The following is a 26,620-nucleotide window of genomic DNA, read 5'->3' as shown; positions in this document are numbered from 1 at the left end:
TTCGTATTAACTATTTTCTAATTACTATAACTCACATCTATTAATTTGTTTCATATTTTGGAACTATGGATTCCAATTGATTCCGTATTTATCAACTTATTTGCTTGTTATCTTAGCGAGACAACACGTGTTTATCTCAATACGGAATAGATGGTATGAAATGTTTTACAAGCGGTTTTTCTCTCATTTTGATGAGTGCCTTGATTTTGGTGAGTACATTGCTAAGCGGTTGCGGGGCAGAGTCGGTTGAAGTGACAAAGTCTGTCGTGCGGCCGGTAAAAGTGGTGGAGATCCCCGACCCAACCTCAGCGGCGCAGCATGTTTTTCCTGCCAAGGTGGCCGCAACAAAACGCACAGAATTGGCGTTTCGCTTATCCGGTCATGTGACAGAATTTTTCTTAAATGAAGGCGATGCGGTGAAACAAGGTACGGTGTTAGCTCGCTTAGATAGTCGAGATGCGCGTAATACCTTATTACACCGTGAAGCCGATTATGAATTAGCGGCGGCGGATTTTAAGCGTAAAGAAAAACTATTAAAGCGTAAGCTGATTTCTCAAGCGGATTATGATTTAGCCAAAGCGCAAGTTAAGTCAGCCAAAGCCAATCTTGCTAGTGCGCAAGACCAACTGAGTTACACCCAATTAACCGCACCTTATGATGGGGTGATAGCTAAAACCTTAATTGATAACTATCAAATGGTTCAGGCGAATCAAGCGATTTTAGTCTTACAAAAAGATCAAAGTATTGACGTGGTGATTCAAGTGCCGGAAACGTTAGTCAATCACCTACTACAGCTTTACCCTAACCCGACGATTCGTGCTCAAGTGAGTTTTGCGATCCGTCCGGAGCAAACTTTTCCGGTCACGATCCGAGAGCACTCCACACAAATCACTCCTGGGACACAAAGTTATGAAGTGGTGTTTACGTTACCTCAGCCAAAAGATTTGACTGTGTTACCTGGGATGAGCGCCGAACTCATGATCGATTTTTCTTCAGCGCAATCCAATCACATCTTAGCGGTACTGCCGAGCTCAGCAATTGTTAAACGTGACACTGATGGACAAAGCATTGTGTGGCTAATGGATGAGCAGACAGGGTTGGTGCATTCTCAAGTGGTGAGTTTAGGACGAGTAACCCAAGATGGGGTTGAGATAACTCAAGGCGTCAAAGCGGGTGATAAAGTGGTGGTTGCTGGAGTAAAAGCCTTAAGCGAAGGGCTGAAAGTGAAACCGCTTCGTAAGCAGCGTGGGGTGTAGCGATGAATTTTGCCGAGTATTCGATTAAAAACAAAGTGATCAGCTGGATGTTTGTCTTTTTACTGCTTATTGGCGGTAGTATTTCCTTTTTTAAATTAGGCCAGTTGGAATTTCCTGAGTTTACCATCAAGCAAGCGTTAGTGGTGACCGCTTATCCGGGCGCTTCTCCTGAACAAGTGGAAGAAGAAGTGACGCTGCCTATTGAAGATGCGTTACAACAGTTGGATGGGATCAAGCATATTACGTCGGTGAACAGTGCCGGTTTGTCACAAATTGAAATTGAAATGCTGGAACATTATGGCCCTGATGAATTGCCACAAGTGTGGGATGAAGTGCGTCGTAAAGTGAATGATCACTTAGATGCCTTACCTGCGGGGGCCATGAAACCTAAAGTTATTGATGACTTTGGCGATGTGTATGGCATTTTATTAAATCTCACCGGTGACGGGTACAGTGACCGTGAATTACAAAACTATGCCGATGTGCTACGACGTGAACTCGTGTTGGTGGATGGGGTTAAAAAAGTCACCATTGCCGGTAAAGTCATGGATCAAGTCGTGATTGAGATTTCACAGAAGAAATTGAATGCCTTGGGGTTAGATCAAGATTACATCTACAGTCTCATTCAAGCGCAAAACGTCGTGTCTAATGCGGGTAGCGTGCGGGTAGGAGATAGCCGCATACGCATTCACCCAACGGGCGAGTTTGACAGTGTTGAACAAATGAAGCGCTTGATCATCAGTCCTCCTAATAATGCCAAGCTGATTTATTTAGGTGATATTGCCACCATTTATAAAGATACCGAAGAGCAGCCCACTAATATTTATCACTCGATGGGTGAGCAAGCGTTATCCATTGGTATTTCATTTTCAAGTGGTGTCAACGTGGTGGATGTTGGCGTAGCTGTCAACCAACGTATGAACGAGCTCAATGGTGAGCTTCCGATGGGGATGATGCTCAATACGGTGTATGACCAAAGTAAAATGGTCGAACAAACCGTGAGTGGCTTTTTAGTGAACTTAGCTGAATCGATTGGCATCGTGATTGTTGTGTTGCTGGTCTTTATGGGGTTACGTTCCGGCTTACTGATGGGGTTGGTGTTATTACTGACCATTCTTGGCACCTTTATTGTGATGAACGTGCTGAATATTGAATTGCAAATCATCTCATTGGGCGCGTTGATCATTGCATTGGGTATGTTGGTTGATAACGCAATTGTGGTCACCGAAGGTATCTTGATCGGAATAAAATCGGGTAAAAGTCGCCTAGAGACAGCCAAACAAGTGGTAGCACAAACTCAATGGCCATTACTTGGGGCAACCATTATCGCGATTATGGCCTTTGCCCCGATAGGTTTGACGAACACCGCCACGGGTGAGTTTTGCCGCTCATTATTTCAAGTCTTGCTTATCTCGTTATTCATCAGTTGGATTACGGCAATGACCTTGACGCCTTTCTTTTGCCACCTGATTTTTAAAGATCAACTCAATGAGAAAGCTAATGACAGCGATCCTTACAAAGGCATCATTTTTACCCTGTTCCGTTATAGCTTAAATTTGGCGATGCGTTTCCGCTGGCTTACTTTGATTGCCGTGATCGCCACTTTAGTCTTGGCGATCATGGGCTTTGGGCACGTGAAACAAGTGTTCTTCCCAGCGTCAAATACGCCAATCTTTTTTGTGGATGTTTGGATGCCAGAAGGAACCGATATTAAGGCGACAGAAAAACAGATTGCTGAGATTGAACATCATCTTATGCAGCAGCAACATGAACAAGATGTGGGATTAGTGAATATTTCTTCTGTCGTTGGACAAGGGGCGCAGCGTTTCAATCTCTCTTATATGCCTGAAAAAGCTTACGCGGCATTTGGGCAAGTGATCATTGAAATGAAAGATTTAACTTCGCTAAATGCATTTATGCGTCAGTTGGAAACAGAATTAGGCGCTCAATATCCCCAGCCGACCTTCCGCTTTAAATATATGGAGAACGGGCCGGCTCCAGCGGCGAAGTTAGAAGCGCGATTTTTTGGTGATGATCCTATTGTCTTGCGCCAACTAGCAGCACAAGCCACTGAGATCTTTAATGCAGAGCCAACTGCGGTCAGTGTACGCCATAACTGGCGCAATCAAGTAACTTTAATTCGTCCACAGATTGCGTTGGCTCAAGCAAGAGAAACGGGCATCAGTAAACACGATATTGATGATGCGCTGTTAGTGAACTTCACGGGTAAGCAAATCGGTACGTATCGTGATAATAGTCACTTATTGCCGATCATTGCCAGAGCGCCTGCTAGTGAACGATTGAACGCAGATAGCATTAATAAAATACAAGTATGGAGTTCAAGCTATAACGAGTTTGTACCGATCACTCAAGTGGTGTCGAGCTTTGATACCGAATGGGAGAACCCACTTATCATGCGTCGTGATCGTAAACGCGTGATCACGGTGATGGCTGATCCTATTAATGGTCAAGGTGAAACCTCTGATTCGGTGTTGAATAAAATCAAAGCCGATATTGAAGCCATTCCATTGCCTGCTGGCTATGAGTTTGAATGGGGAGGCGAGCGCGAAATTTCACTTGAAGCGCAGCAAGGGGTATTTAGTACCATTCCACTAGGTTTCCTTGCCATGTTTATGATCACTGTGGTGCTGTTTAACTCATTAAAACAAACTTTGGTGATTTGGTTTACCGTACCTTTAGCTATGATTGGAGTGGCAACGGGGCTATTAGTGTTTAATGCACCATTTTCCTTTATGGCGATGCTGGGTATTTTAAGTTTAAGTGGCATGATTATTAAAAACGGTATTGTGCTGGTCGATCAAATTAATGTTGAACTTCAAGCAGGCAAAGCGCCCTTTCAAGCGGTCGTGGATTCAACGGTCAGCCGTGTGCGCCCGGTCTTAATGGCGGCGATTACCACTATGTTGGGGATGTTACCGTTAATCAATGATGCTTTCTTTGGTTCAATGGCCATTACCATTATCTTTGGGTTGGGCTTTGCCACCTTGTTAACGTTAATTGTGTTACCGGTGGCTTATACCTTGATGTTCCGTATCGAAACTCACCCTAAATAAAGTAGGCAGGTCAGATTACGCCAAAAGCGTCAGGCTCAACCATCGAGGTTGGGCCTGACGACGATTAAGGTGGTGGTTATCGCATGAGTCGATAGGCAAGCCGCGTAAATTTGTTTATTATTCTGAGACTTTCTTTATCTGAGTTTGCTATGAAATTATCGCAAATTGAAGCCTTCTGCACGATTGCCAATACCGGCTCAGTCTCTGAAGCGGCCCGTCAATTAGAATGCAATCGAACGAAATTGAGTATGGCGATCAAAGCCTTGGAAACCGATCTTGGTGTAGCTTTATTTGCCCGCACTGGGAATAACCTGACCTTGTCGGAGGCGGGAAAAGCCATTTATAAAGATTGTGAGAGTATGCTGATCACGGCGTCTCGAGTTCGCCGTACTTGCTCACAGGTTTCTGATGAATTTGCCGCTGAAATGTGGATTGCTCGTGACGATGCTTTGCCAGATATGCTGTGGCAAGATTTAGCCCATTCCTTACATAAACGCTTTCCCAATACCTCGTTTAATATTGTATTAGCTTCGAGTGGTGACCTAGCCAATCTCGTGGCGACGCAACAAGTCGATTTTGCCTTTGGAGTGGATTATGAGCGCTTAGATGACCCACGTATTGGTTATCAACCTTTAGGTAAAATTCGCATGATGTCAGTGTGCAGTGCAACGCATCCATTAACCAAAATGAAACGAGTAAGCGATGAAGATTTGCGTAAATCGATGCAGGCCGTCATGGTGTACCTTAATGAACAAGATAACTCCAGTTTAGAACCATTTTCCCGTCGCTATATTGGCTTTTCTAGCTTTGAATATATGTTGAGTACTATCTTAACGGAAAGTGCGTGGGGGGTGCTTCCAGAGCCGCTGATTCGGCATCATTTGCGTGGGCAACGTCTGGCAGTAATACGTCATACTTATGGCTTAACCCAAGAAGATTTCTGCATGTTTAACATTGCAGGTAGTGCTGAAAATCCGGCGATGACGTGGCTGGCGGATAAAGTCAGCGATTATTTATTCGATTTTTAAGCCTTTTGGACAGAGAATAAATGGTGCAATCCACTCAGTGTCAATATTTTTGACACATTATTTTTAATATTACCTATTGATAAATAACAATAAATTTAATTGATGATGGTTTTTGAATCATAGTTAATCGAGTTCCATCTTGTAAAATCCCTTCGTTGCGCCAAAATTACCTCAGTTCCCAAATAGGTATAAATAAAATGTGCGCTCGAACAACTTTCAATGAAAATCGTGTTTTAACCCTCTCAGCCTTTCTTGCATCACTCTTTGCAGGTGGTGGCTTGATTGTGGGTTTACTCGTCGGCTCGTTGGTGATCGTGTTTGACGGCGTGTATTCGCTGGTCAGCCTGCTGTTAACAATCTTGTCGCTGGTGGCTTCTCGTTACATTAGAAAACCGTCTGATGCCCAATTTCCTTTTGGACGAGCTGCTTTTGAACCTGCCGTGATTGCCATCAAAGGTGCGGTTATTTTACTGATTGTTGGTTATTCTTTGTATTCGGCGATTGGTGCTTTGTTGACCGGTGGACGTGCGGTGGATGTTTCCATTGCCACCGTATTTGGTGCGGTGAACGTGATTGGCTGTGGTCTCGCTTGGTGGTACATGGCGTCATTAAGTAAAAAACGCTTTTCTGGTTTGATTAATGCTGAAGTTAAGCAATGGCAAATGGATACCTTATTAAGCGTGGCGGTTACCGCAGGCTTTATCGTCGCTTGGTTATTGACTTTAACTCCGTTAGCGACTTATGCGGTGTACGCTGACCCGATGATGATGTTAGCGATGTCGTTCTACTTTATTAAAGTTCCATTTGGTATGTTACGTTCGGCATTGCGTGAGATTTTCTTAATGGCTCCAAGTCAAGAAATTTGCCAGACCGTTGATCAAAGTGTGGTGGCGGCGAGTAAAGAATCTGAGCAAGAGATAGAGCTGGCCGGAGTGACCAAAGTAGGCCATGAATTGTGGGTGGATGTGGATATTTACCCAGACAATAACAGCGAAATGATTTTACTTGAAGATATTGAACAAACACGTCAAACCATCGAAAAACGCTTAGCCAGTTTGCCGTTAAAATTACAAATATCTGTCAATATTGCCAGCTAATATCAATCGTACCAATTAGATGGTCAGAAATTGCCAGAGAAAAGAATTGAGAAGGTAGAGAAAAGATATTGAGAAGGTAGATAAAAGATATTGAGAAGATAGAGAAAAACCGTGAGAAAGTAGAGGAAAGGCTGGAGAGCAAGGCAACAATTTTCGAACTCTAGCTTGCTCTACAATCAATTTCTTTATCAACGAAAATATAACGCCGTTATTGAGTCTTTTCACAAGTAAAGAGGGCAGGTAATGAGCACGATTGCATCATAATAAACCTGCCCATAACAAACCCGCCATTTGAGGCGGGTTTTTTTATGGTGAGATTGGACTTTCGCTGTCGCACTTTTCATTGCAGCATGCTTGCGGCCCATTCCTGTTAGGCTTATTGGCTATGAACGATTAATTACCTGCTATTAATTACTCGCTATTAACCATTAACCATTAACCATGAATTGAACATCTTTTGCGATATCGCTGATGTGATCCCCAGCTCTTTCCAAGCCTTTGGCGATAAAGAGCAGCTCCACTTGTTGCTCTGGCACGGTAATGTGATGTTGAAAGCCCTCAAGGAGGTGTGCGTAAATGTCTCGATAGTATTCATTAAGTGCTTCATCGCCTTCCCATACAACATTAGCTTGAGCCGCATTTTTATCATTGTAAGCATCAATGACACTACGCAGCATAGTGATGAGATGAACATGCATTTGATGAAATTTCTGAGTTAATTCATCGGGGATCACATGGTTAAATTTGCTGGCCTTAACCGCCATGGATTTTGCGTAATCACCGATGCGTTCTAAGCGAGGAGCCATACGCATGGAAGACAGTATAAATCGTAGATCGTCTGCCACCGCATGTTGTCGAGCTAACACTTTTGCACCATGGTGTTCGATGTTAGTTAAGCATTGATTAGCTATTTTGTCTTGTGCCACGATGCGTTGTGCGAGTTCGGTATCGTGCTGGTCAAAGACCTTGATCGCTTGTTCGAATTCTTTTAATACAATGTCAGACAGTTTATTGATCTCAGATTTGATCTGTTCTAAGTCGCGATCAAAATTCTTTAAAGTATGCTTTTCCATTGTTCATTCCTATCCAAAACGGCCTGTAATATAGTCGCGAGTTTTCTCTTTTGTTGGGGAGGTAAATAACGTATCCGTTGATGAAAACTCCACCATTTCTCCCATGTGCATATACGCCGTATAGTGAGAAATACGCGCTGCTTGTTGCATATTGTGCGTGACCATGAGGACAGTCGTTTCTTTATGTAGGTCGCTCAGCAAGTCTTCAATTTTGGCGGTGGCAATCGGATCTAGGGCCGAAGTCGGTTCATCAAGTAGCAACAAATCGGGTTTAGGGGCTAAGGCGCGCGCAATACACAAGCGCTGTTGTTGCCCGCCAGATAATCCGTAAGCCGAGGTGTGAAGCCGCTCTTTGACTTCATCCCAAATGGCCGCGCCTCGTAATGATTCTTCCGCTCGATCGTCGAGCTCTGCTTTATTATTTACGCCACGAATACGTAGCCCAGCCACCACATTTTCATAGATGCTTTTGGGAAAAGGGTTGGGTTTTTGGAATACCATTCCCACGGTTAAACGAACAAGCCCGGGCTCCATATCAATAAGGTTATTACCGCTAGGGTGGAGAAGAATTTCCCCTTCATAACGGTTACCTGGGTAAAGATCATGCATTCTGTTGAAGCTGCGTAACAGGGTACTTTTACCGCAACCTGATGGGCCAATGAGAGCGGTGATTTTTTTGTCTGCTATCGGTAAATTGACATCTTGCAAAGCATGAACCTTTCCGCCGTACCAAAAATTCAAGTTTTTGACCTCAGCTCGTAGCGTCTCTTGTCCAATTGAGGCAGAGGGTACGGTTGTGTGGTGGTTTCCAATCTCTTGCTCAGTGGAGGCGGATTGGTTAATAGACGTTGAAATATTTTGTGTCATCATCGTTTAGTACTCTCTTACTTCAAGTTACGACGTAGTCGATATCGGATATAAATTGCAATGGCATTCATCAAGATGGTCATGGCCATGAGTACAACTCCGGTTGCAGCAGCATTGATATGAAATTCAGCTTGTGGGCGTGATACCCAGTTAAAGAGCTGAATTGGCATTAAAGTGAACGGGCTAGATAACCATTCAAAATTGATAAATGGGAACTCACTTTGGAAAGGTGACGTAGGTAAAAAAGCGATGAAAGTTAATGCACCAATGGTGATAACCGGTGCAGCTTCACCGATGGCACGAGCTAATCCAACAATGGTGCCAGTTAGGATTCCAGGTCTAGCCGCGGGAAGAATATACATACGAACGGTTTGCCATTGATCGGCCCCAAGCCCATACGCTGCTTCTCGCAATTCTTGAGGAATACTTCGGATGGATTCACGTGTGGATACAATGATGACCGGAAGGATCAGCAGTGCAAGTACAAGCCCAGCGGTAATGATGCTTTCACCTAAACCAAAACCATAGATAAATAAGCCCAAAGCTAATAAGCCGTAAATAATAGAAGGGACGCCGGCCAAGTTACTGACGTTAATTTCAATGATATTGGTTAGCCAATTCTTCGCAGCATATTCTTCAAGATACAACCCAGCAGCCACGCCAAAAGGGATAGCGATAAAGGCAGTAACTAACATCACCAGAGTGGTGCCCACCCAAGCGGATAGAATGCCTGCCCGTTCTGGATGACGTGAAGGGAAGTTGGTATAAAAATCGGCATCAAATAATCGCGGGAAGCCAGAATAGATCAGATCGGCAAAAACACTGACTAACAAAGACATCGCAATCATTAAGATAACGATTCCAATGGTAGCAATGGTCAGATCGGCTTGCTTATTTTTGCGGACGATCTGTTCGAGACTTAAGGTAGGATTTTGCATTAGTAAACCTCTCTAAATCGACGGCGTAAGTAAAAGCCTAAGATGTTAAAGATCAAGGTGATAATAAAAAGAACTAAGCCGGCAGCAAACACAGACTGATAGGCGATGGTGCCATGAGGTAAATCCCCCATTGCCATTTGCACAATGAAAGAGGTGATAGTGGCAGCACCTTCGGTTGGATCAAAACCAAACCTTGGATTTTGACCTGCGGCGATGGCCACGACCATGGTTTCCCCGACCGCACGAGACATTCCCAGAATACATGCAGCGGTGATCCCAGATAACGCCGCTGGGATGACGATGTGTGTGGCAACTCGAAAACGAGAGTAGCCTAATGCGTATCCTGCTTCTCTTAAATGCATAGGAACAGAGCGCATAGCATCTTCACTGACGGAAGCGGTGTAGGGTAGGATCATAATCCCCATCACAATCCCCGGTGCCAGTAAGTTAAAGCCTGACAAGCTTGGAATAAAGGTTTGCAAAAGTGGCGTCACGAAAAGCAGAGCAAAAAAGCCATAGACGACCGTAGGCACCCCTTCAAGCAGCTCTAAGAAAGGTTTAACAATTTCCCGTACTCGATTACTGGCATATTCACTAAGGTAAATCGCCAATCCAATACCGGCAGGAATGGCAACACCTAAGGCAATTCCAGCCACAGTAAGGGTTGCTGAGACTAATGTCATGACACCAAAATGCGCATTAGCAAACATTGGAGTCCATTGGGTATCAGTGAGGAAGTCCAAAATAGAGACGTGTTGGAAAAAAGGTAAAGACTCTGAAACCAAAACATACACAATGCCGACCGTCACAAAGATAGAAGCAAGAGCTGCCATCATTAGAAGGTAACGACTGATCACATTCCAAAATGCACGCCGTTTTAAAAAGGCTTCAGAAACTAAAAGGTTGGATGAATTCGATTGAGTTGTATTCATATACATTGCCCATTAAAAGAAACAAGGAGAAAAGCCGAAACTTTCCTCCAGGCATCAATACTGCGGTTATTTCGTAGACCGCGGTTATTTACGAGACTACCCTTACTTAGGAGGCCAAAACCAAAGCTACTTAGGAGTACGCGCTAATAGTTCTTCAATACCAACCCCGACTTCTGCTCCATGAAAAACAGAGCCAGTACGACGTTGCTTAAAGTTCTCTTGCGCTAACAAGTACGCTTTATTTGGTAGCGGCACATAACCCACTTCTTTGACCAACTTAGGAGCATGGGTTGTGTCCAGGTAGAAGCTGACAAAGCGGTCAACATGCGGTTTTTCATCCGCAGATTTTTTGTTTACATAGATAAAAATTGGGCGAGAAAGAGGTTGGTAAGTGGCATTTTTTGCATTTTCAACGCTTGGCGCCACAGGTGCGTTGCCTTTCCAGCTAATTGGGACGGCTTTTAATTTATCTTTATTTTCTTCGTAGTAAGCTAAACCGAAGAAACCGAGAGCTTCTACATCGTTAGAGACGCCTTGAACAATAATGTTATCGTCTTCACTGGCGGTAAAGTCACCACGGCTGGATTTCCCTTCAACAATCGCTTCAAGGAAATAGTCATAAGTCCCTGAATCTGTGCCAGGGCCAAACAGTTTAAGAGGACGGTCAGGGAAGTCAGGGTTCATCTGCTTCCAAGTCATCACTTTTCCTTGTGCTTCGGGTTCCCAAGCTTTCTTGAGATCTTCAACATTTAAGTGCTTAACCCAATCGTTCTTTGGATTAATTACGACAGTTAAGGCATCAAGAGCGGCGGGTAATTCAATGAATTCGATTCCGTTTTCTTCACACAACTTACGTTCTGAATCTTTAATCGGTCGAGAAGCGTTAGAAATATCCGTTTCTCCACGACAGAATTTTTTAAAACCACCGCCAGTTCCTGAAATACCGACCGTTACCATGGTTTTCCCTTTTTCTGCGATCTGAAATTCTTCAGCCATCGCTTCTGTAATTGGGAAAACAGTACTCGAACCATCGATTTTAACGAGATCACGAGCAATGGCTCCTTGACTCACTGCGAGTAACGTCGCACCAACTAAAGCGGCTGATAAAGTGTGTTTCATGACTTTTCTCCATATTTGCGTCATTGATAACTCACCGATTACGTTACTGGTCTTTTGTTGCTCTTTTGTTAATTTTTAATGTCATTTTATTTAAATATGCATTTATGCGTATGTACAGACTTTGATATGTGTTGTATGTTTTATCATCATGGAATTGTCACTAATGGAGTGAATGTGAATGGATAAAAGAACGGTACATTTTATTAGTTATCCCAACTCTGACTTGGCTTGTCTAGCCGCTCAACTTTTATTTATTCGTTCTAATGACCGCTATGTTATCACCTATGAACGTTTGCCAACTGAAGACGAGGCCTTGAATCATTCATTGGATCGCTTGGGCTATTTTGGTTATCTCTTTTTGGACCCATGTGAGGCGATCGAACCTGGTTATGATTACGTAATTGATATTAATTATGCCATGCAACGAGGGGGAGAGTATCGAAGTGGTTATCAAAAAAATTTGTATTGGGAAGTCAGTTGTAATCAAAATGCAATCACTGAGTTACAAAATCACATCAATTATTTCTCTTCTCGTTGTGATGTTATTTTGTAATTCCCTTCGGTTTTTTCCTTGACAGACAATGAATCTCAAATAAGATATATGAATATGCAGATATACATAGGAGTGGGTCATGTTACCTCACCAATTTTTTAAATTACTGTCAGATGAAACTCGAGTACGTTGCCTATTAATGATTGCACGTGAAGAGAAGGTATGTGTTGGAGAGTTAACAGAAGCGCTCAATGAAAGCCAGCCTAAGATTTCTCGACATCTTGCCTTATTGCGCTCAAGTGGCGTGGTTACAGATACTCGCCAAGGGCAGTGGGTGTTTTATCGTTTGTCTAATCAATTACCTGGTTGGATGAGAAAGCAAATTCAAGGCTTGGTTGAGTCAAATTGTTTAAAAGCAGAATACCAACAAGATATACAACGTTTATCTGAGATGAAAACTCGTCCAGAGTGTTGTGTTTAAAGGAAAATGAAAATGTCTATCAAAGTAGGAATTAATGGATTTGGTCGTATTGGACGTTTGGCTTTAAGAGCATCGTTTGATTGGCCAGAAATTGAATTTGTTCAAATTAACGATGTGGCAGGAGATGCCGCAACGCTTGCTCATCTACTGGAATTCGATTCTGTTCAAGGTCGTTGGCATCATGCCGTCGCCACTGATGGTAAGGCACTGGTTATCAATGGAAAAACAATTGTAACGTCACAAGAAAAAGCGATTGATGCAGTGGATTGGTCTGGCTGTGATGTCGTGATTGAAGCGACGGGTAAACATCGTAAATCAGAATACTTAAATCAATATTTAGCGCAAGGTGTTAAACGTGTGGTGGTGTCCGCTCCCGTAAAAGAAGAAGGGATTGCGAATATTGTTGTGGGTGTCAATGACCATATTTTTGACCCAGAAAAACATCAAATTGTCACGGCTGCTTCTTGTACGACTAACTGTATTGCTCCTGTAGTGAAAGTGATCCATGAGAAATTGGGTATTGAACAATCTTCATTTACCACTATTCATGATTTGACCAATACACAAACCATTCTTGATGCGCCACATAAAGATCTACGTCGTGCGCGTGCGTGTGGTATGAGCTTGATCCCGACGACTACCGGTTCTGCCAAGGCGATTGTTGAAATTTTCCCTGATTTAGAAGGCAAAATTAACGGCCATGCTGTGCGAGTGCCTTTGGCTAACGCTTCATTAACAGACATTATTTTTGATGTTCAACGTGATACGACAGCAGAAGAAGTCAATGCACTGTTAAAAACCGCTTCTCAAAATGAGTTGCAAGGGATCCTTGGTTTTGAAGAGCGTCCTCTTGTGTCGATTGATTACAAAGGTGATCAACGCTCAACGATTGTCGATGCTTTATCTACGATGGTTGTCGGTAAGCGTATGGTAAAAATTTACGCTTGGTATGACAATGAAATGGGCTATGCAACGCGCACGGCTGAATTGGTTCGTAAAGTCGGCTTAGTATAAGGAAAAAGAAACATGACACATCCAACATGGGAACTTCCCGTTGAAGAAAATAATGCTGGTTTGGTGTTAACGCCTTGTCCGGGCACAAAAGACGCTTCTTTGAGTGACAGTGTCGAGCAGTTAAAATCTCAAGGAGTCACTGTGGTGGTGACTGCGCTGAGTATGAAAGAAATGCAAGACAAAGGGGTTGGCGATTTACCTGATATCGTCGAAAAAGCCGGTCTGCAATGGTTTCATACCCCAATCGAAGATGATTGCGCTCCTGATGAGGCTTTTCAAGCTCGTTGGAAGCATGTATCCCCCTCTCTCCATAAAGCCTTAACCAATGGTGACAAGATTGCCATGCATTGTATGGGCGGCTCTGGTCGTACTGGGTTACTGGCAGCTCACCTGTTATTAGAAAAAGGGTGGTCATTGCCGGAAATTATTTCTCAAGTGCAAGCATTGAGACCGGGTGCATTCACCAAAGATGTGCAAGTTGAGTACATCCATCAGTTTGTTAACCAGTAAAACCTTAAAAGAGCTGCCTTGTGCGGCTCTTTTCAAAGAGAGTTAAGTATGTTTTCTCAGCTCAATCAAAATGTTCGCCAGTACATGTTGGTGACATTTAATTATTGGAATTTCACTATCACCGATGGCGCATTGCGCATGTTGGTGGTTCTCTACTTTTATGACTTGGGGTATTCCACTTTAGAAATTGCCTCGCTGTTTTTATTTTATGAATTTTTCGGAGTGGTGACCAACCTCATTGGCGGATGGTTAGGGGCGCGGTTAGGGTTAAATCGCACGATGAATATTGGTTTAGCGATGCAAATCATTGCCCTTTCAATGTTAGCGGTGCCTGCCGCTTGGCTTTCTATTCCATGGGTGATGGCAGCGCAAGCATTATCGGGGATAGCGAAAGATCTTAATAAAATGAGTGCGAAAAGTTCCATTAAGACTTTATTGCCTGAAAATGCGCAAGGTGCATTGTATAAATGGATTGCTATACTGACAGGGTCTAAAAATGCCTTAAAAGGAGCGGGGTTCTTTTTAGGCGGGGTATTACTATCGGTTATCGGTTTTCAATATGCGGTTGCGGCGATGGCTGGCGTGCTATTATTGGTCTTTATTGGTAGCGTCATGAGCTTAAAATCGGATCTTGGTAAAGCAAAGAATAAGCCTAAATTCTCAGAAATATTCTCTAAATCGAGCAGTGTTAACATCTTATCGGCGGCTCGAATGTTTTTATTTGGCGCGCGTGATGTCTGGTTTGTGATTGCCTTGCCGATTTATTTAGGCACGGTATTTGGCTGGGATCACAGTATGGTCGGAGGGTTCCTCGCGCTATGGGTGATTGGCTATGGCATTATTCAAGGTATTGCTCCAAAAATAACCGGCAGTAAATCAGGGCAAGTTCCTGATGGCAAAGCCGCCATAGTATGGGCTTTAGTCTTATCGATCGTGACCGGGCTGATTGCGTATAGTGTGCAACAACAATGGCATCCAGAAGTGGTGATTGTTGTGGGGTTGATGATTTTTGGCGCAGTATTTGCGGTTAACTCTTCTCTGCATTCTTACTTGATTGTGAGTTATGCAAAAGGCGATGGCGTGTCACTCGACGTAGGTTTTTACTATATGGCGAATGCAATGGGGCGCTTAATTGGCACGGTATTATCGGGTTGGGTATTCCAAATGTGGGGATTTTCAGCTTGCCTATGGGTGTCATTTGCATTCTTGGTATTGACCACTATTATTTCTTTTTGGTTACCGACCAGAGTCAAGCAAACACTTATTCAGTCGTAACCGTCATTATGCTTTTTATCTGCTATTCATTAAAAAAAGGTCTAGTTCGAACACTAGACCTTTGCCGTTATAACTATTCCAGTAATACCAATCACAGCAATACCAATTGTACTCGTTACCTAGTCATTCTTGCTTGTTAAAAAGCTTGATAACGGCGTTTAACTTTTCGTTTATCCTTAAACTACTAGAGGCAATTTGAGTGCTTATCTGGGTACAGTCGAGCATTATTACTGGGTAAATATTACGGGTTGAATATGGAATCAAGATCTTGGGCAATTCCCTCGGCAGCTAACATACCTCGATTAAGCGACCAGAGCTCGGGAGAGACTTGAATCGCTTGATGGTTGGTATGAATTTTGAGCAACGAATAAAGAGGGTTTTTCTGCCAAGTATCCAAGACCGTTTGCGGCTTTTTTTTACTATAAAAGAACCAATCAGGATTCACTTTCAATAGCACTTCTAAATTCGCTTCCATTAAATGGCTCGATTGTAATGAAGGCAAAGCGGGTTGTAGGCCTAAGTAAGCGAGTAAGCTACCCGTATAGGATTTTGGGCCATGTAGCCACATACCTCGGTCATTGACATTTGCAAATTGAACTACACCTTGAGCCGAGAACTTTCCTTTGTAGCTTTCCATTATCTTTCGATGTTTTGCTAGACGTTGTCGCATCTCTTGTTCTTTCCCAACGGCTTTCCCTATTTGTAAGGCTGCCTCTAAACTTTCTTGATAACTTTCACCTCGGCTTTTTAATAATAACGTCGGTGCTATCTCAGATAAGGAATGTAAACTCACCTTATGTCGATGTGCATCGGCAATAATCAAGTCGGGCTTAAGTTGGGCAATAATTTCTAAGTTAGGTTGAGAACGCATGCCAACAGACACCCAAGGAGAGATCAAGGCTCTCACTTGAGGAAGGATACGCTCAGGTTGGTTATCATCCGCAACTCCGATAGGAGAGACACCAATAACGGCCAGCGCATCAATAAAGGAATACTCTAGGACTACTACCTTTAGTGTGGAACTTGCCACGATAGGAGCACTTTGAGCTGGTGCGATTGCGAATAAGTAAAGACACAGTAGCCAGCATAAATGGCTAATTCGGTACGGAAATCTCATTAAAACTTACCTGAAAAGCTCAGCATGATTTTACGTGGATCACCTGAATAGATGCGATAATTATCCGTACCGCCTACATAATATTGTTCATCAAAAAGATTGGCGATATTAAGGGAAGTTCGATAGTTATTGATTTCATAATGCAGCCCGACATCCACGGTGACATAAGCGGGTAATTCGACACGGTCGGAAGGATCTTCGCTGGTATAACGAGCTCCTTCATAATTCACTCCTAATGTTGTCCCTAAAATGCCACCGGCAACTTCATAGGGGAGGTTGTATTTTGTCCAAATATACGCATCATTATAAGCCGTCATTGGCGTACGATTACCTTGGATTGAGGAATCAGGGTTGTCTGAAATCTCTGAATCCACATAAGAGTAGCCGAGCTTGATTTGCCAGTTTTCAAGGGGCATGACTAATAATTCAGTTTCAATCCCTTTACTGCGTATGCCACCAAGTAATTCATAATCGCCTTCATCGTTTTGCTCAACCACATTGGTTTTTTCGATATCAAAATATGCAATCGTGAGATTGGTGTTCTCGTTGAGTATGTTGGTTTTAGTACCAAATTCATATTGACGGCCTTTTTCGGGATCAAAAGCATCGCCGTAGATGTCTTTTTTCTCAACACTATTAGGGTTAAAGCTTTCGCCATAGCTAGCATAGAGTGAGCTACCTTCATAGATTTTATAAACAATACCGGCTTGAGAAACAAAGGCATCGGTAGATTGTGTATCGGTTGTCGATTTGCTGACATAGTCAAAATCGACATCTTGACGGGTATAACGTAAACCACCCATCACGGTCCAAGATTCATTCAGGCGGATGGAGTCTTGAACATACAATCCATAGTTTGTGTAATTGGTGATTCGATGGTCTTGTTTGTATTTACTCTCATTGCGAGCAGTCGAAGTTTGTGGATTATAAAAATCGACACTGGTCGTTGCGTAGGTTTCGCGAAGAAAATCTTTCTTTTCTAAGCCAATATTTCCACCTAAGAGTAGTTTATGTTCCATACCATAAGCCCAGAGACTGCCAGTGGTACGTACATCAACGAAATGATATTCCCGTTTATTGACTTGGTCTCGGTCACGAACACTGACGGTTTGAGTACTATCATCGACACTTCTGGTTTCGTATAAATTACGTGAATCTTCATGCCAAACACTGCGCCAATCAACGGTAAAATCAAAATCATTATTCAAGGCCGTAGTGAAGGTCGCGAACGCAACGGTTCCTTTGTCCTCGTCAGTATCATCAGCAGATTGATAATGGGTATCAATTGAAGGGGCTTGATTTATATCATGATTGAGCACGGCAATACCGTTATCGGCAACACGTTGTTCGGATTGAAGCTCTAAACCAAAGGTGAGTTCTGTTAGAGCTGAAGGTCGATAAGTCAGTGTGGGGAAAAAGTAATAGTTTTGGGCATTAACGTCATTGCGATAAGAATCGGCATCTTCACCACTGATTATCATTCGATATAACCAGGTTTTACTTTCATTTAATGGCCCGGTGGCATCTAGCGTACCCACAAATCGATTGTCTTCACCAAAGCCACTCACATCGGTAGTATAAGTGCGGGTTGAAATATCATAGTTGATTGAGGCGGAATCTTGCGGCTTTTTGGTGATGATGTTGACGATTCCGCCGGGTTGAATTTGCCCATACATAATGGAAGCTGGACCTTTTAAAATTTCAACCTGTTCGATATTGGCGGTGGTGGGTGAGCCAAAGCGTGAGGCTAAACCGGGTAAGCCATTGACTTGAATTGTATTCAGGTCGGCCGGCATTCCACGTAAAGTAAAACTATCTGCATCGACACCAGAGCGAGTGAGGCTGGTTGTATAACCATAAGCGTCTTCTAGCGTCGTAGCACCGATATCTTGTAAAAATTGTTGGTTGATAATATTGACTGTACTGGGGGTATCAAGAGGATCGATATCGGTTTTGGTTGCGGTACTGACTTGAGGGTTTAAATAAGAATGTTGTTGACCAACTACCGTGAAGGTTTCGTTAATATTTGAGCTATCAAGAGTTGATCGTGGTTCATCTTCTGCCATGGCATAACCATGTATACCAAGTATTAAGGCTAAACCTTTGACGCTGGTGTTTGGTGATAATTTCATATTACGGCTCTGAAGTTATTTTTGCATAAAAATGCAGTTAAAGGCGTTTTTTGTATAAGGTTATTCATATTCATGTAAAAGTGAACGCACATGGTAATGATTCTCATTATTTAATCAATATTAATTTGATGAATGTTTAAGGGATGGTTTTGGTTTTTTTTGTGATTTAGGTTGTGATTTTGTGTAATAGTTTGTTAGAAGTTATTTATCGAGTTGATGTTTTTAAGGTTTTAATGATATTGATTATCAATTCACTGGCGTGTAGTATGTGCATAAATATTGAATAAGAGTAAGGTGATTTCATTTGAACTTACTCTTTTAATGAGTGTACAAATCATCTAATGCGATCCCCTTTCTTTCCTCTTTTTACTTGGTTATTACTGAGCGTGCTTTTAGCTTTTGGTAGCCTTTTTTCGCTTCTATCGTGGTCTAGTTTTCCTCTTACTATTCATCATTTGGTCGATACTCTCATGTCCTTTGACTCGACGAGTATTGAACATCAAATATTGCTTTCGATTCGAATACCTCGGTTACTTTCTGGCTTTACCATCGGCGCTAGCTTGGCTATTTCTGGAGCGTTAATTCAAGGGCTTACCCGTAATCCTTTAGCCTCACCTTCGGTATTGGGTATTAATACCGGGGCTGCTTGTTTTATGGCACTTGCTGCAATAGGGGCTCCCTTCTTAGTGGATCTTCCTAGTGTGGTGGTGGCGGCGATGGGCGGCTGTGTGAGTGGTGCATTAGTGATGATACTTGGTGGGTTCTTTTCATCTCGTCCACACAAACTTAAATTAATATTGGCAGGGATTGCAATTAGCGCTTTATTTAGCGGTATAACACGTGCTGCAGTGATATTGGCTGATGATAAAGCTTATTCGGTGGTCAGTTGGTTAGCGGGTTCATTATCGTCAATGAGTTGGGTGCAATGGCAGATCTTGTGGCCCTACAGTGTGAGCGGATTGTTGCTGGCCATATACATTGCGAAATTCTTAAATCTACTTTCTTTAGGGAATGAGGTTGCCACAAGTTTGGGCTTGAACATCACAATGACGCGCACCTTGACGTGTCTCGCAGTGGTGTTATTAACGACATCCAGCGTTGCAGTGGCGGGGCCAATTGGTTTTGTTGGCATGTTAGTACCTCATATTGTGAAGCGGTTAGTGGGGAATGATTTTCACATTCTAATCCCGGCTTGTGGGGTCTTAGGTGGTAGCTTGATTGTTTGGGCTGATGGTTTTTCAAGGGCGATTGCTTTTCCTGCTGAAACACCAGTAGGAGTGATTACGGCCTTGATCGGTACGCCATTCTTTATCTTTTTAGCAATGAGAGGTCGCTAATGGATAAGACATTAAGAAGTCCGCAAATTAAGCTTATTATTTTTATCATCTTGCTCGCAGGTTTGGGGGTGGCGGGTTTGATGATCGGTGCAATGCAAGTACCGCTTTCTCAAATTGGGCATACATTATTGTTTGGTGGTGAGTTTGATTTCATTGTTAATCAGTACCGTTTACCTCGTGTTGTTTTAGCCATTGGGGTTGGCGCTGGGCTTGGATTATCCGGCATGTTGGTTCAAGGTGTGATACGTAATCCATTAGCTTCACCAGATCTGATGGGGATCAGTGCTGGAGCAGGGTTAGCCGCGACCTCACTTTTGATTCTCTACCCTGAAGCCCCCTTATATACCTTATCGCTTAGTGCCTTAGCAGGAGGGCTCGGTGCCGCATTATTGATTTTAATTATGGCGTATAAAATCAATCCAACTCCGAGTCATCTGGCCTTAATTGGCATCTCGGTCAGCGTCTTTTTTGCCAGTTGCATCGACTTCTTATTGATTGTGAATCCTGTTGAAATTAACACGGCAATGGTGTGGTTAACCGGCAGCTTATGGGGGCGCTCTTGGGAGCAAGTGCCCTATATTGGAGGGATTTTATTGGTCATGTTGCCATTTTCTTTATGGTTAGCCTGGCGATTGGATGTGATGGGGTTAGGGGAAGAGGCCGCCAGCTCACTGGGGGTCCAACCTAAACGTCTCCAAGGAATGGCATTATTCTCGGCGGTGGTATTGGCTAGTATCAGTATTTCGGTGTGTGGCACGATCAGTTTTGTCGGTCTACTGGCCCCTCATTTATCACGAATGGTATTTGGGCATCATCATAAGTTTTTAGTACCTAGCTCTGCCATCTTTGGGGCCCTGATGGTGCTCATTTCCGATATATTAGCAAGAGGTGTACAACCACCACTTGAGCTTCCTGCTGGAGTATTGACGTCTTTAATTGGCGCGCCTTATTTTATTTTTCTATTACAACGCTACAAAGGTTGGTCATGATTTCGACCCATAAATTGCAAGTTTCTTATGGTGATACTGTCATTATTAAAGAATTAAGTCTCACCATCCCAAAGGGAAAAATTACAGCGTTAATTGGGCCAAATGGCTGTGGTAAATCAACGTTGCTGAAAACGTTGGCAAGGATCCATAAACCTAAAATGGGAAACGTGTTACTGAATAATGTTCCCCTTAATGCTTATGATGATAAAGAGCTGGCTCGTGAATTGTCTTTGTTACCGCAAATGTTAGTCACACCGGAGGGCATTAACGTACAAAGGTTAGTTGAATATGGTCGCTCACCTTACTTGTCGCACTGGGGTAAGTTGGGGGTAGCCGATAAAGCTTATGTAGCAAAAGCGATGCAAGAAACCGGGGTCAGTGAGTTAGCCTTACAACCTGTTGAATCGTTATCTGGGGGGCAACGTCAACGAGCTTGGATAGCCATGATATTAGCGCAAGATACCAATATTGTGATGCTGGATGAACCGACGACCTATTTGGATCTCTCTCATCAAATTGAGTTAATGAAAATAATGAGAGAGATGAATAAACAAGGGAAAACCGTGGTTGTGGTTTTACACGATTTAAATCAAGCGTGTCGTTATTGCGATCACCTCGTGATATTGAAACAAGGCGAATTAGTGGCGCAAGGTACTCCGGAACATGTGTTTACTGAAACGATGCTTGAGGAGGTTTTTTCTCTGAAAGCAAAAGTCATTCAAGACCCCATCGCACAAACGCCAATGTGTGTCGCTTATTAGAATCTGCTCGACGCATTCGTTATTAATGAAATTGAAGATTAATGAAGCTGAAGATTAATAGGAGACTTTGAGCTGAGTCTTCAGCCTCCGGATCAAGACCTAGCACTTTGTTAATAATGGATATAATTCATCAATGGAATTAACTGCATACGGATTTCATTGGTCGTTTGGCTATGCCAGAATCCACTAGCAAAGGCGATTAATGGAATCCCAAACATGATGAGTAAGAGGACGATCAATATTTGGCCTTTGATTGACCTGTGTAAGATGGGGTACGCGTTTATGTACCACGGTCACAATGACACATGCCAATATTAAGGTGAGCAATAAAGGCCAATATAAAGTTGCTAGTGTGGCAAAAAATATTACGAATAACAGTAAGACCGCCCCCAATTTTTTACCACCGGTATACAGTAGGCTGCCACTATAAATAAGAGATAACATTAACGTAATCGATTCAAGAAATGTCATGATTGCACCTTGAGACTTATACATCCATATAGAAATAACTATTTCAAATGTCGCAGTTCGGAGTTGAATGAGGGATTCAATAGTTTATTATTTTATAAGCTCATTTCATTATTTTATTGATGTGCAATAACATTATATTTATTGAGCCTAACCCTTTATGGTTATTTTTATAAAATAGAGAAGCTTGGCAGGCGAATTAAGTGCTTACATGAGGAATAAAGCGATAGATGAAGGGGTTATAAGTCGTGTGATTGCTATTATTCTGTCAGAAATAATGAGTTATAAAAAAAGCCTGAACATTATTCAGGCTCTCATCAGTATATTAAAGGTTGGGTTTAAAGGTGCCTGCTTTAGGGCGAATAACCACAGTGCCGGCTATTTTGTCATGTAAACCTTGTTTGCGACCATCAAATGCCACCCAAAGAAAACCCAGCATAAACAGGAACGTCGACAAAAAATAGCCCAAATAACGAATGACGGATTGAACAGTCGTTAAACGTTGCCCTGTTTTAGCATCGACCACTTGAGCTTTAATTAGCATTTTACCCGGTGTGGCACCTTTGAATTTCCAGAATAACACCGTCACAATTAAGAGCGGAATATAACTCCACCAAGTATCGGATAACATCGAACCCGTCCAAGAGGTCGAGTAAGATGAGAAAGAATAATGCTCAGTTTGTGTCGAAAAGCTTTGTTGATACGAGTCTAAGGTTGGAAGCGCTAATATTCCTATCACGATAGAATATAAAATAGTATCGATAATGCTGGCACCCACACGTGACCAAAAGCCAACGTATTCGTATTCCACTAAGGTGTCACGTAATTCGAATTTTTTCATAATGTACTGCTTATCCCGTTAAGAGTCACTTTTAGGCTGCGCTGATAATGGCGGAAATGACCCCGATTAAACCACCGAAAATGCCACCCCAAACTACTAACCAACCCAAATGTTTTTGAATCATAGTTTGCACGATTTCTTTGACCATCTTTGGGGTTAATTCGTTCAAACGCTGATCAATAATTTTTTCAATATTGGTTTGAATGTCTTCTAACATTGCTGGCTGTTCAAACTGTTCTTTGAGTGCTTGTTTGACTTGCTCGCTTTGGCTGATATCAATGATTGAGCTTTGCATTTTTTCAACGAAGGGTTGTTTTAGTGGCTGGATTGCTTCAACACCACCCAACATCGTCAGCATACCACCGAATGATGAATTCATGATGACGTCGGTTAATGAATCAAAAGATGGTGAGAGATCAATTTTTTTAATAACAGGGGCTAAGTCCAATGAGGTGGCGCTGCTCATACCTTGGTTTACAAATTTGTCTATATTTTTTTGGGTAAAGAATTGATCCATCATGAGGTGTTTAATCGCCGCTTTAAATTCTTCAAACCGTGCAGGGATCACGCCAGATCCATATAAGCCTGGGACTTTTTCAAACAGCATGTGAATGGCGAGCCAGTTTGTGATAGCACCAGAAAAGGCAAACAGGCCCGCATACAACACGATGGTGTTTTGTATTTGATAACCAATAATCAAAAGAAGAATGGAGATGAGGTTTGTGATTAGGCTTTTGTTCATAATGTTCTTTTATTTATCAATAGTAACAATGAGTAGACATAAAAAAGGATGATAAACCGAGGGGTTTTACCATCCTATTGCAGTATAACGTGAGATTGGGCTACTTAAAATTCTTTCGGTGCAAAGCCAGTCATTTCTTCTAGGTTTAATGCTTTACCAATTTTAGTCAGAGGATGAACCACCACTAAGCCTTTGATTGATTTTTTCAGTTTGCCTTGATCGGCTTTTTCTTCTTTAGTTAGGGCACGGCTAAAAGGCATCGCTAATAAAGCTTTACGTTCTTTATTGATGTCATAACTTTGTTTGTGGTTGATTTGAGCAACTTTTTTACTGAGTTGATTAATCTCAGCTTCAAATTGATAAATCATGGCTTTATCCGCACGCTTTTGTGCTGCAGCAAGTTTATGGCGGCACTTATCGAGTCGATTATTAAGTTGTTGTAGTTCGTTTTGTTGGCTCATGTGTTCACCATATTAACCGGGTTAAATTACAAGGGAGCGGAGTATAGCATGGCTCGTGGCTTTCACCTACTTGAAGTACGGCTCTAAAATGCAGAAGCAACGACTTTATCGGTACTTTTGATGATTTTAAGGTAGAAGCCGTGGGAAAACGGCCATTAATGATCGGTTAATATTTGCCAAGGGAGTAATTGTCGTTGGTTTTCTTGAGTATGGCTTTGATAGCTAATATGTTGCTCAGATTGATGCGGTGTAATCACAATCTCCCACAGCGGTGTAGTGCCATTAACTTGAGGTGAATAGCGTAAATCAGCAATGGCATTAGGAGTGGAAGGGGATGATACTAACCAACCATCACTAAACCAACGAAAGCGTTGTATGTCTTGTTGTTGCACGCTGTGTTTATCTAAAGTTGGGAAGGCTTTTTGTTGGTTGAGTACCGCAATGCTTTGACCTGGGTACATTTTGATCTCCCCAAATAACGAGATTCTTAGTGCATTGACGTAATATTGATCTCCTGCCTGATAAAGCGTACGCCACACCAGTAAATTACCAATCGTCGGCATGGCTTTAACTCGCTGAATAGGCGTAGTATGAGCACTGGCCATCAGTTGTACCGCTTGCAAAGCGCGATGATGTTGCAGGGCGCCAAAACTCATATAAGCGACAAAGAAGAGTGAGCCGATAACGATCCATTTTTTGGCTTTAGTGCGGCAAGTCAGTATGACTGCGAGAAGTAATGGAACAGTAACCAAGGGGTCGATAATGCCAATCATATCCCACGCGATACGTTGATTAGACAGCGGCCACAATAGTTGGGTGCCGTAGGTGGTGAAAGCGTCTAATAAGCCGTGAGTAGCATAACCAATCGTGGCGAATAACAGGGTTTGCTTAAAAGGCACTTGCCGGTATACCACCGCCCAAAGTAAAAAGGCGACGATCAAGCCGCCAATAGGAATAAAAAAGAGCGAATGGGTAAATTGCCGATGAAATTCCAACGCCAGCAGAGGGTCGGAGCTGGATTTGATTAAGACATCTAAATCGGGTGCTAACCCAGCCACACAACCCACTTTTGCCGCATGAACACGATGACTCTTGTTAGACACTAATAATGCTGCCGTTGCACCTAATACACCTTGAGAAACCGGATCCATTGGCTGTCCTTAGTTAGGTTTTTTATTGCTGATTATCTGATGCTGAAATCTTAGCATCGTCTTTCCTAATGCAACAATGACTAAAGCTCCAATTAAGACTGGTGAGATTAAAAATTCCCAATTTTGTCCTGACAACATAATTAATAATGGATTAGCCCCAGCTGGTGGGTGAGTCGTGTTTGTTACTAGCATAGCTGTGACTCCTAAACCTGTTGCAAGTCCTAAATCCAACGGAGTTATACCTATGTATTGTACAAATATTATACCAATCATCGCTGTGATTAAATGACCGAAAATGACATTTTTAGGCTGAGCAAGTGGGCTATCTGGGATCCCAAATACTAATACTGCTGTTGCTCCAAATGGGGCCATGAGTAGCACAATATCTTTGAGAGTGCCATTTAATAGTGCAAGTAGACCTATTGCTAAAGTGGCGCCAAGTCCAGAAATTATAGGGAGAATAAACCTTTTCATAAAACTTTCCTTTTTGTAGACAAATTTGTCTACTTGTTAAAATAGACAAATTGGTCTACCTTTGTCAAGAAAGATTATTGGTGAGATATTCTTAAGGCATCAAAATGAATGAAAAAAGACAATTATTAGTAAAGACAGCGTTACATCTGTTTTATGATAATGGTATTAATTCGGTTGGTATTAACGAAGTATTGAAAGTGTCTGGGGTCGCTAAAAAGACGCTTTATCATCATTTTCAAAGTAAAGAGCAGTTAATACTAGCCGTACTCGAAGAAAGGCATAATATCTTTATAGAATGGTTAACATTAAAGTTAAAGGCTTCAACAAGTCCTCAAGATTTAATTGAAAGACTTTTTACCGCTTTGAAGAGTTGGTTTGATAGCGATGAACCTATGTTAGGTCATTTTCGGGGGTGTTTTTTTATTAATAGCGCAGCCGAGTTTGGCCAACCTAATAACGAAGTTGCCCTATATTGTTGTAAGCATAAGCACGACGTTAGAAATATTATTGAGCAATTCTTACCTGGAGCCCCTCCTACCTTAGTAGATACAATCTGTCTTATGAAAGAGGGGGCAATTACTACCGCATACGTAACAGGTCAGCATGACGTAACCAAGCAATGTATCAAAATGCTCACCCAAGTAATAAATAAACCGTTATAACTTGTCACGGGGAAAATATGTCGAAGCTGTTAAATGATGAATAATATTAAAACTGGAAAGTGTTATAGTCCGATAGAGGAATGTTTTGCTTAAAAGAAGATACTGACTTTTAACTTATTTACAGTGTAAATGTTTCAGTGGCTTCAAAGCAAAGATAAATATTATGAGTTGGGGAGTTCATTCAAACTTCAACTAAATATATTTTGAATACCCTCAGTCTCTATTATCGCTAGTTTAGTAAACGCTTATCTATATCCATAATTTGCATTAGCTTCGTTACTCCTATTAACTCTTATTTTCATATTTGAATAGAGGCAGGCTTTGTTTA

26 protein-coding genes are annotated in these 26,620 nt (G+C 42.2%); 13 read left to right on the top strand and 13 right to left on the bottom strand.

What is annotated here, in order from left to right:
- Nucleotides 1-155: 155 nt before the first annotated feature.
- From VCA1004_RS14605 to VCA1004_RS14590, 4 genes are all read left to right on the top strand, one after another.
- Nucleotides 156-1,256 (top strand): efflux RND transporter periplasmic adaptor subunit, encoded by a 1,101-nt coding sequence (locus VCA1004_RS14605; RefSeq protein WP_086981164.1) that lies wholly within the window; start codon nucleotides 156-158, stop codon nucleotides 1,254-1,256.
- Between the two features lie 2 nt (nucleotides 1,257-1,258).
- Nucleotides 1,259-4,330, top strand: coding sequence for an efflux RND transporter permease subunit (locus VCA1004_RS14600; protein ID WP_086981163.1), 3,072 nt, complete (start codon nucleotides 1,259-1,261; stop codon nucleotides 4,328-4,330).
- 149 nt (nucleotides 4,331-4,479) lie between these two features.
- The gene (locus VCA1004_RS14595; RefSeq protein ID WP_086981162.1) at nucleotides 4,480-5,358 is read left to right on the top strand and encodes a LysR family transcriptional regulator; all 879 of its coding nucleotides are present in this window, start codon (nucleotides 4,480-4,482) and stop codon (nucleotides 5,356-5,358) included.
- Nucleotides 5,359-5,555: 197 nt separating this feature from the next.
- Nucleotides 5,556-6,455: a cation diffusion facilitator family transporter gene (locus tag VCA1004_RS14590; protein WP_086981161.1), complete on the top strand. Its 900-nt coding sequence runs from the start codon at nucleotides 5,556-5,558 to the stop codon at nucleotides 6,453-6,455.
- 428 nt (nucleotides 6,456-6,883) lie between these two features.
- Here VCA1004_RS14590 and phoU read toward each other — a convergent pair whose 3' ends face one another.
- The 5 genes from phoU to VCA1004_RS14565 form a co-directional block, all read right to left on the bottom strand.
- Nucleotides 6,884-7,528: a phosphate signaling complex protein PhoU gene (gene phoU, locus VCA1004_RS14585; RefSeq protein ID WP_086981160.1), complete on the bottom strand. Its 645-nt coding sequence runs from the start codon at nucleotides 7,526-7,528 to the stop codon at nucleotides 6,884-6,886.
- Nucleotides 7,529-7,537: 9 nt separating this feature from the next.
- Nucleotides 7,538-8,395 carry a phosphate ABC transporter ATP-binding protein PstB gene (gene pstB, locus VCA1004_RS14580; protein ID WP_086981403.1) on the bottom strand — a complete coding sequence of 286 codons (858 nt, stop codon included), beginning with the start codon at nucleotides 8,393-8,395 and terminating at the stop codon, nucleotides 7,538-7,540.
- A 17-nt stretch (nucleotides 8,396-8,412) separates the two neighbouring features.
- Nucleotides 8,413-9,333, bottom strand: a complete 921-nt coding sequence (gene pstA, locus VCA1004_RS14575) for a phosphate ABC transporter permease PstA (protein ID WP_086981159.1) — start codon at nucleotides 9,331-9,333, stop codon at nucleotides 8,413-8,415.
- Nucleotides 9,333-10,265: a phosphate ABC transporter permease subunit PstC gene (pstC, locus tag VCA1004_RS14570; RefSeq protein WP_197715839.1), complete on the bottom strand. Its 933-nt coding sequence runs from the start codon at nucleotides 10,263-10,265 to the stop codon at nucleotides 9,333-9,335. The genes pstA and pstC overlap by 1 nt, the downstream gene beginning before the upstream one ends.
- Before the next feature lie 126 nt (nucleotides 10,266-10,391).
- The gene (locus VCA1004_RS14565; RefSeq protein ID WP_197715838.1) at nucleotides 10,392-11,384 is read right to left on the bottom strand and encodes a PstS family phosphate ABC transporter substrate-binding protein; all 993 of its coding nucleotides are present in this window, start codon (nucleotides 11,382-11,384) and stop codon (nucleotides 10,392-10,394) included.
- 178 nt (nucleotides 11,385-11,562) lie between these two features.
- Here VCA1004_RS14565 and VCA1004_RS14560 point away from each other — a divergent pair, with 178 nt between their 5' ends.
- From VCA1004_RS14560 to arsJ, 5 genes are all read left to right on the top strand, one after another.
- Nucleotides 11,563-11,937, top strand: coding sequence for a hypothetical protein (locus tag VCA1004_RS14560; RefSeq protein ID WP_086981157.1), 375 nt, complete (start codon nucleotides 11,563-11,565; stop codon nucleotides 11,935-11,937).
- 79 nt (nucleotides 11,938-12,016) lie between these two features.
- Complete coding sequence (locus VCA1004_RS14555) at nucleotides 12,017-12,358, top strand: metalloregulator ArsR/SmtB family transcription factor (RefSeq protein WP_086981156.1); 342 nt, start codon at nucleotides 12,017-12,019, stop codon at nucleotides 12,356-12,358.
- A gap of 12 nt (nucleotides 12,359-12,370) precedes the next feature.
- Nucleotides 12,371-13,372: an ArsJ-associated glyceraldehyde-3-phosphate dehydrogenase gene (locus VCA1004_RS14550; protein WP_086981155.1), complete on the top strand. Its 1,002-nt coding sequence runs from the start codon at nucleotides 12,371-12,373 to the stop codon at nucleotides 13,370-13,372.
- A gap of 12 nt (nucleotides 13,373-13,384) precedes the next feature.
- The gene (locus tag VCA1004_RS14545; protein WP_086981154.1) at nucleotides 13,385-13,882 is read left to right on the top strand and encodes a cyclin-dependent kinase inhibitor 3 family protein; all 498 of its coding nucleotides are present in this window, start codon (nucleotides 13,385-13,387) and stop codon (nucleotides 13,880-13,882) included.
- Between the two features lie 48 nt (nucleotides 13,883-13,930).
- Nucleotides 13,931-15,157, top strand: coding sequence for an organoarsenical effux MFS transporter ArsJ (gene arsJ / locus VCA1004_RS14540; RefSeq protein WP_086981153.1), 1,227 nt, complete (start codon nucleotides 13,931-13,933; stop codon nucleotides 15,155-15,157).
- A 241-nt stretch (nucleotides 15,158-15,398) separates the two neighbouring features.
- Here arsJ and VCA1004_RS14535 read toward each other — a convergent pair whose 3' ends face one another.
- The gene (locus VCA1004_RS14535; RefSeq protein ID WP_086981152.1) at nucleotides 15,399-16,274 is read right to left on the bottom strand and encodes a Fe(3+) dicitrate ABC transporter substrate-binding protein; all 876 of its coding nucleotides are present in this window, start codon (nucleotides 16,272-16,274) and stop codon (nucleotides 15,399-15,401) included.
- Nucleotides 16,274-18,406: a TonB-dependent siderophore receptor gene (locus VCA1004_RS14530; RefSeq protein WP_086981151.1), complete on the bottom strand. Its 2,133-nt coding sequence runs from the start codon at nucleotides 18,404-18,406 to the stop codon at nucleotides 16,274-16,276. Before VCA1004_RS14530 ends, VCA1004_RS14535 begins: the two co-directional genes overlap by 1 nt.
- Nucleotides 18,407-18,747: 341 nt before the next feature.
- Here VCA1004_RS14530 and VCA1004_RS14525 point away from each other — a divergent pair, with 341 nt between their 5' ends.
- Genes VCA1004_RS14525 through fecE form a run of 3 tightly spaced genes read left to right on the top strand, consistent with a single transcriptional unit; the run spans nucleotide 18,748 to nucleotide 21,493 of the window.
- Entirely contained in the window at nucleotides 18,748-19,743 is a 996-nt protein-coding gene (locus VCA1004_RS14525; protein ID WP_086981150.1) for a FecCD family ABC transporter permease, read from the top strand.
- Nucleotides 19,743-20,732 (top strand): iron chelate uptake ABC transporter family permease subunit, encoded by a 990-nt coding sequence (locus VCA1004_RS14520; protein ID WP_086981149.1) that lies wholly within the window; start codon nucleotides 19,743-19,745, stop codon nucleotides 20,730-20,732. Before VCA1004_RS14525 ends, VCA1004_RS14520 begins: the two co-directional genes overlap by 1 nt.
- Nucleotides 20,729-21,493, top strand: a complete 765-nt coding sequence (fecE, locus tag VCA1004_RS14515; protein ID WP_086981148.1) for a Fe(3+) dicitrate ABC transporter ATP-binding protein FecE — start codon at nucleotides 20,729-20,731, stop codon at nucleotides 21,491-21,493. The genes VCA1004_RS14520 and fecE overlap by 4 nt, the downstream gene beginning before the upstream one ends.
- Nucleotides 21,494-21,679: 186 nt before the next feature.
- Here the strand turns inward: fecE and VCA1004_RS14510 are convergent, their stop codons facing one another.
- The 6 genes from VCA1004_RS14510 to VCA1004_RS14485 all read right to left on the bottom strand — a co-directional run bounded on the left by VCA1004_RS14510 (nucleotide 21,680) and on the right by VCA1004_RS14485 (nucleotide 25,630).
- Nucleotides 21,680-21,964, bottom strand: a complete 285-nt coding sequence (locus tag VCA1004_RS14510) for a hypothetical protein (RefSeq protein ID WP_086981147.1) — start codon at nucleotides 21,962-21,964, stop codon at nucleotides 21,680-21,682.
- A gap of 322 nt (nucleotides 21,965-22,286) precedes the next feature.
- On the bottom strand, nucleotides 22,287-22,802 hold the full coding sequence (locus tag VCA1004_RS14505; protein WP_086981146.1) for an RDD family protein: 516 nt from the start codon (nucleotides 22,800-22,802) through the stop codon (nucleotides 22,287-22,289).
- 31 nt (nucleotides 22,803-22,833) lie between these two features.
- Complete coding sequence (locus VCA1004_RS14500; protein WP_086981145.1) at nucleotides 22,834-23,544, bottom strand: DUF445 family protein; 711 nt, start codon at nucleotides 23,542-23,544, stop codon at nucleotides 22,834-22,836.
- A 104-nt stretch (nucleotides 23,545-23,648) separates the two neighbouring features.
- On the bottom strand, nucleotides 23,649-24,005 hold the full coding sequence (locus VCA1004_RS14495) for a YibL family ribosome-associated protein (RefSeq protein ID WP_086981144.1): 357 nt from the start codon (nucleotides 24,003-24,005) through the stop codon (nucleotides 23,649-23,651).
- A gap of 155 nt (nucleotides 24,006-24,160) precedes the next feature.
- The gene (locus tag VCA1004_RS14490; RefSeq protein WP_086981143.1) at nucleotides 24,161-25,156 is read right to left on the bottom strand and encodes a metal-dependent hydrolase; all 996 of its coding nucleotides are present in this window, start codon (nucleotides 25,154-25,156) and stop codon (nucleotides 24,161-24,163) included.
- Nucleotides 25,157-25,165: 9 nt separating this feature from the next.
- Nucleotides 25,166-25,630 carry an HPP family protein gene (locus tag VCA1004_RS14485; RefSeq protein ID WP_086981142.1) on the bottom strand — a complete coding sequence of 155 codons (465 nt, stop codon included), beginning with the start codon at nucleotides 25,628-25,630 and terminating at the stop codon, nucleotides 25,166-25,168.
- A 104-nt stretch (nucleotides 25,631-25,734) separates the two neighbouring features.
- Between VCA1004_RS14485 and VCA1004_RS14480 the strand changes: the two genes are divergently transcribed.
- The gene (locus tag VCA1004_RS14480) at nucleotides 25,735-26,292 is read left to right on the top strand and encodes a TetR/AcrR family transcriptional regulator (protein ID WP_086981141.1); all 558 of its coding nucleotides are present in this window, start codon (nucleotides 25,735-25,737) and stop codon (nucleotides 26,290-26,292) included.
- Nucleotides 26,293-26,620 lie beyond the last annotated feature (328 nt).

It is taken from the genome of Vibrio aphrogenes (assembly GCF_002157735.2).
In the GTDB taxonomy this organism is placed as follows: domain Bacteria; phylum Pseudomonadota; class Gammaproteobacteria; order Enterobacterales; family Vibrionaceae; genus Vibrio; species Vibrio aphrogenes.
This window is presented reverse-complemented; position numbering and strand designations above follow the sequence as displayed.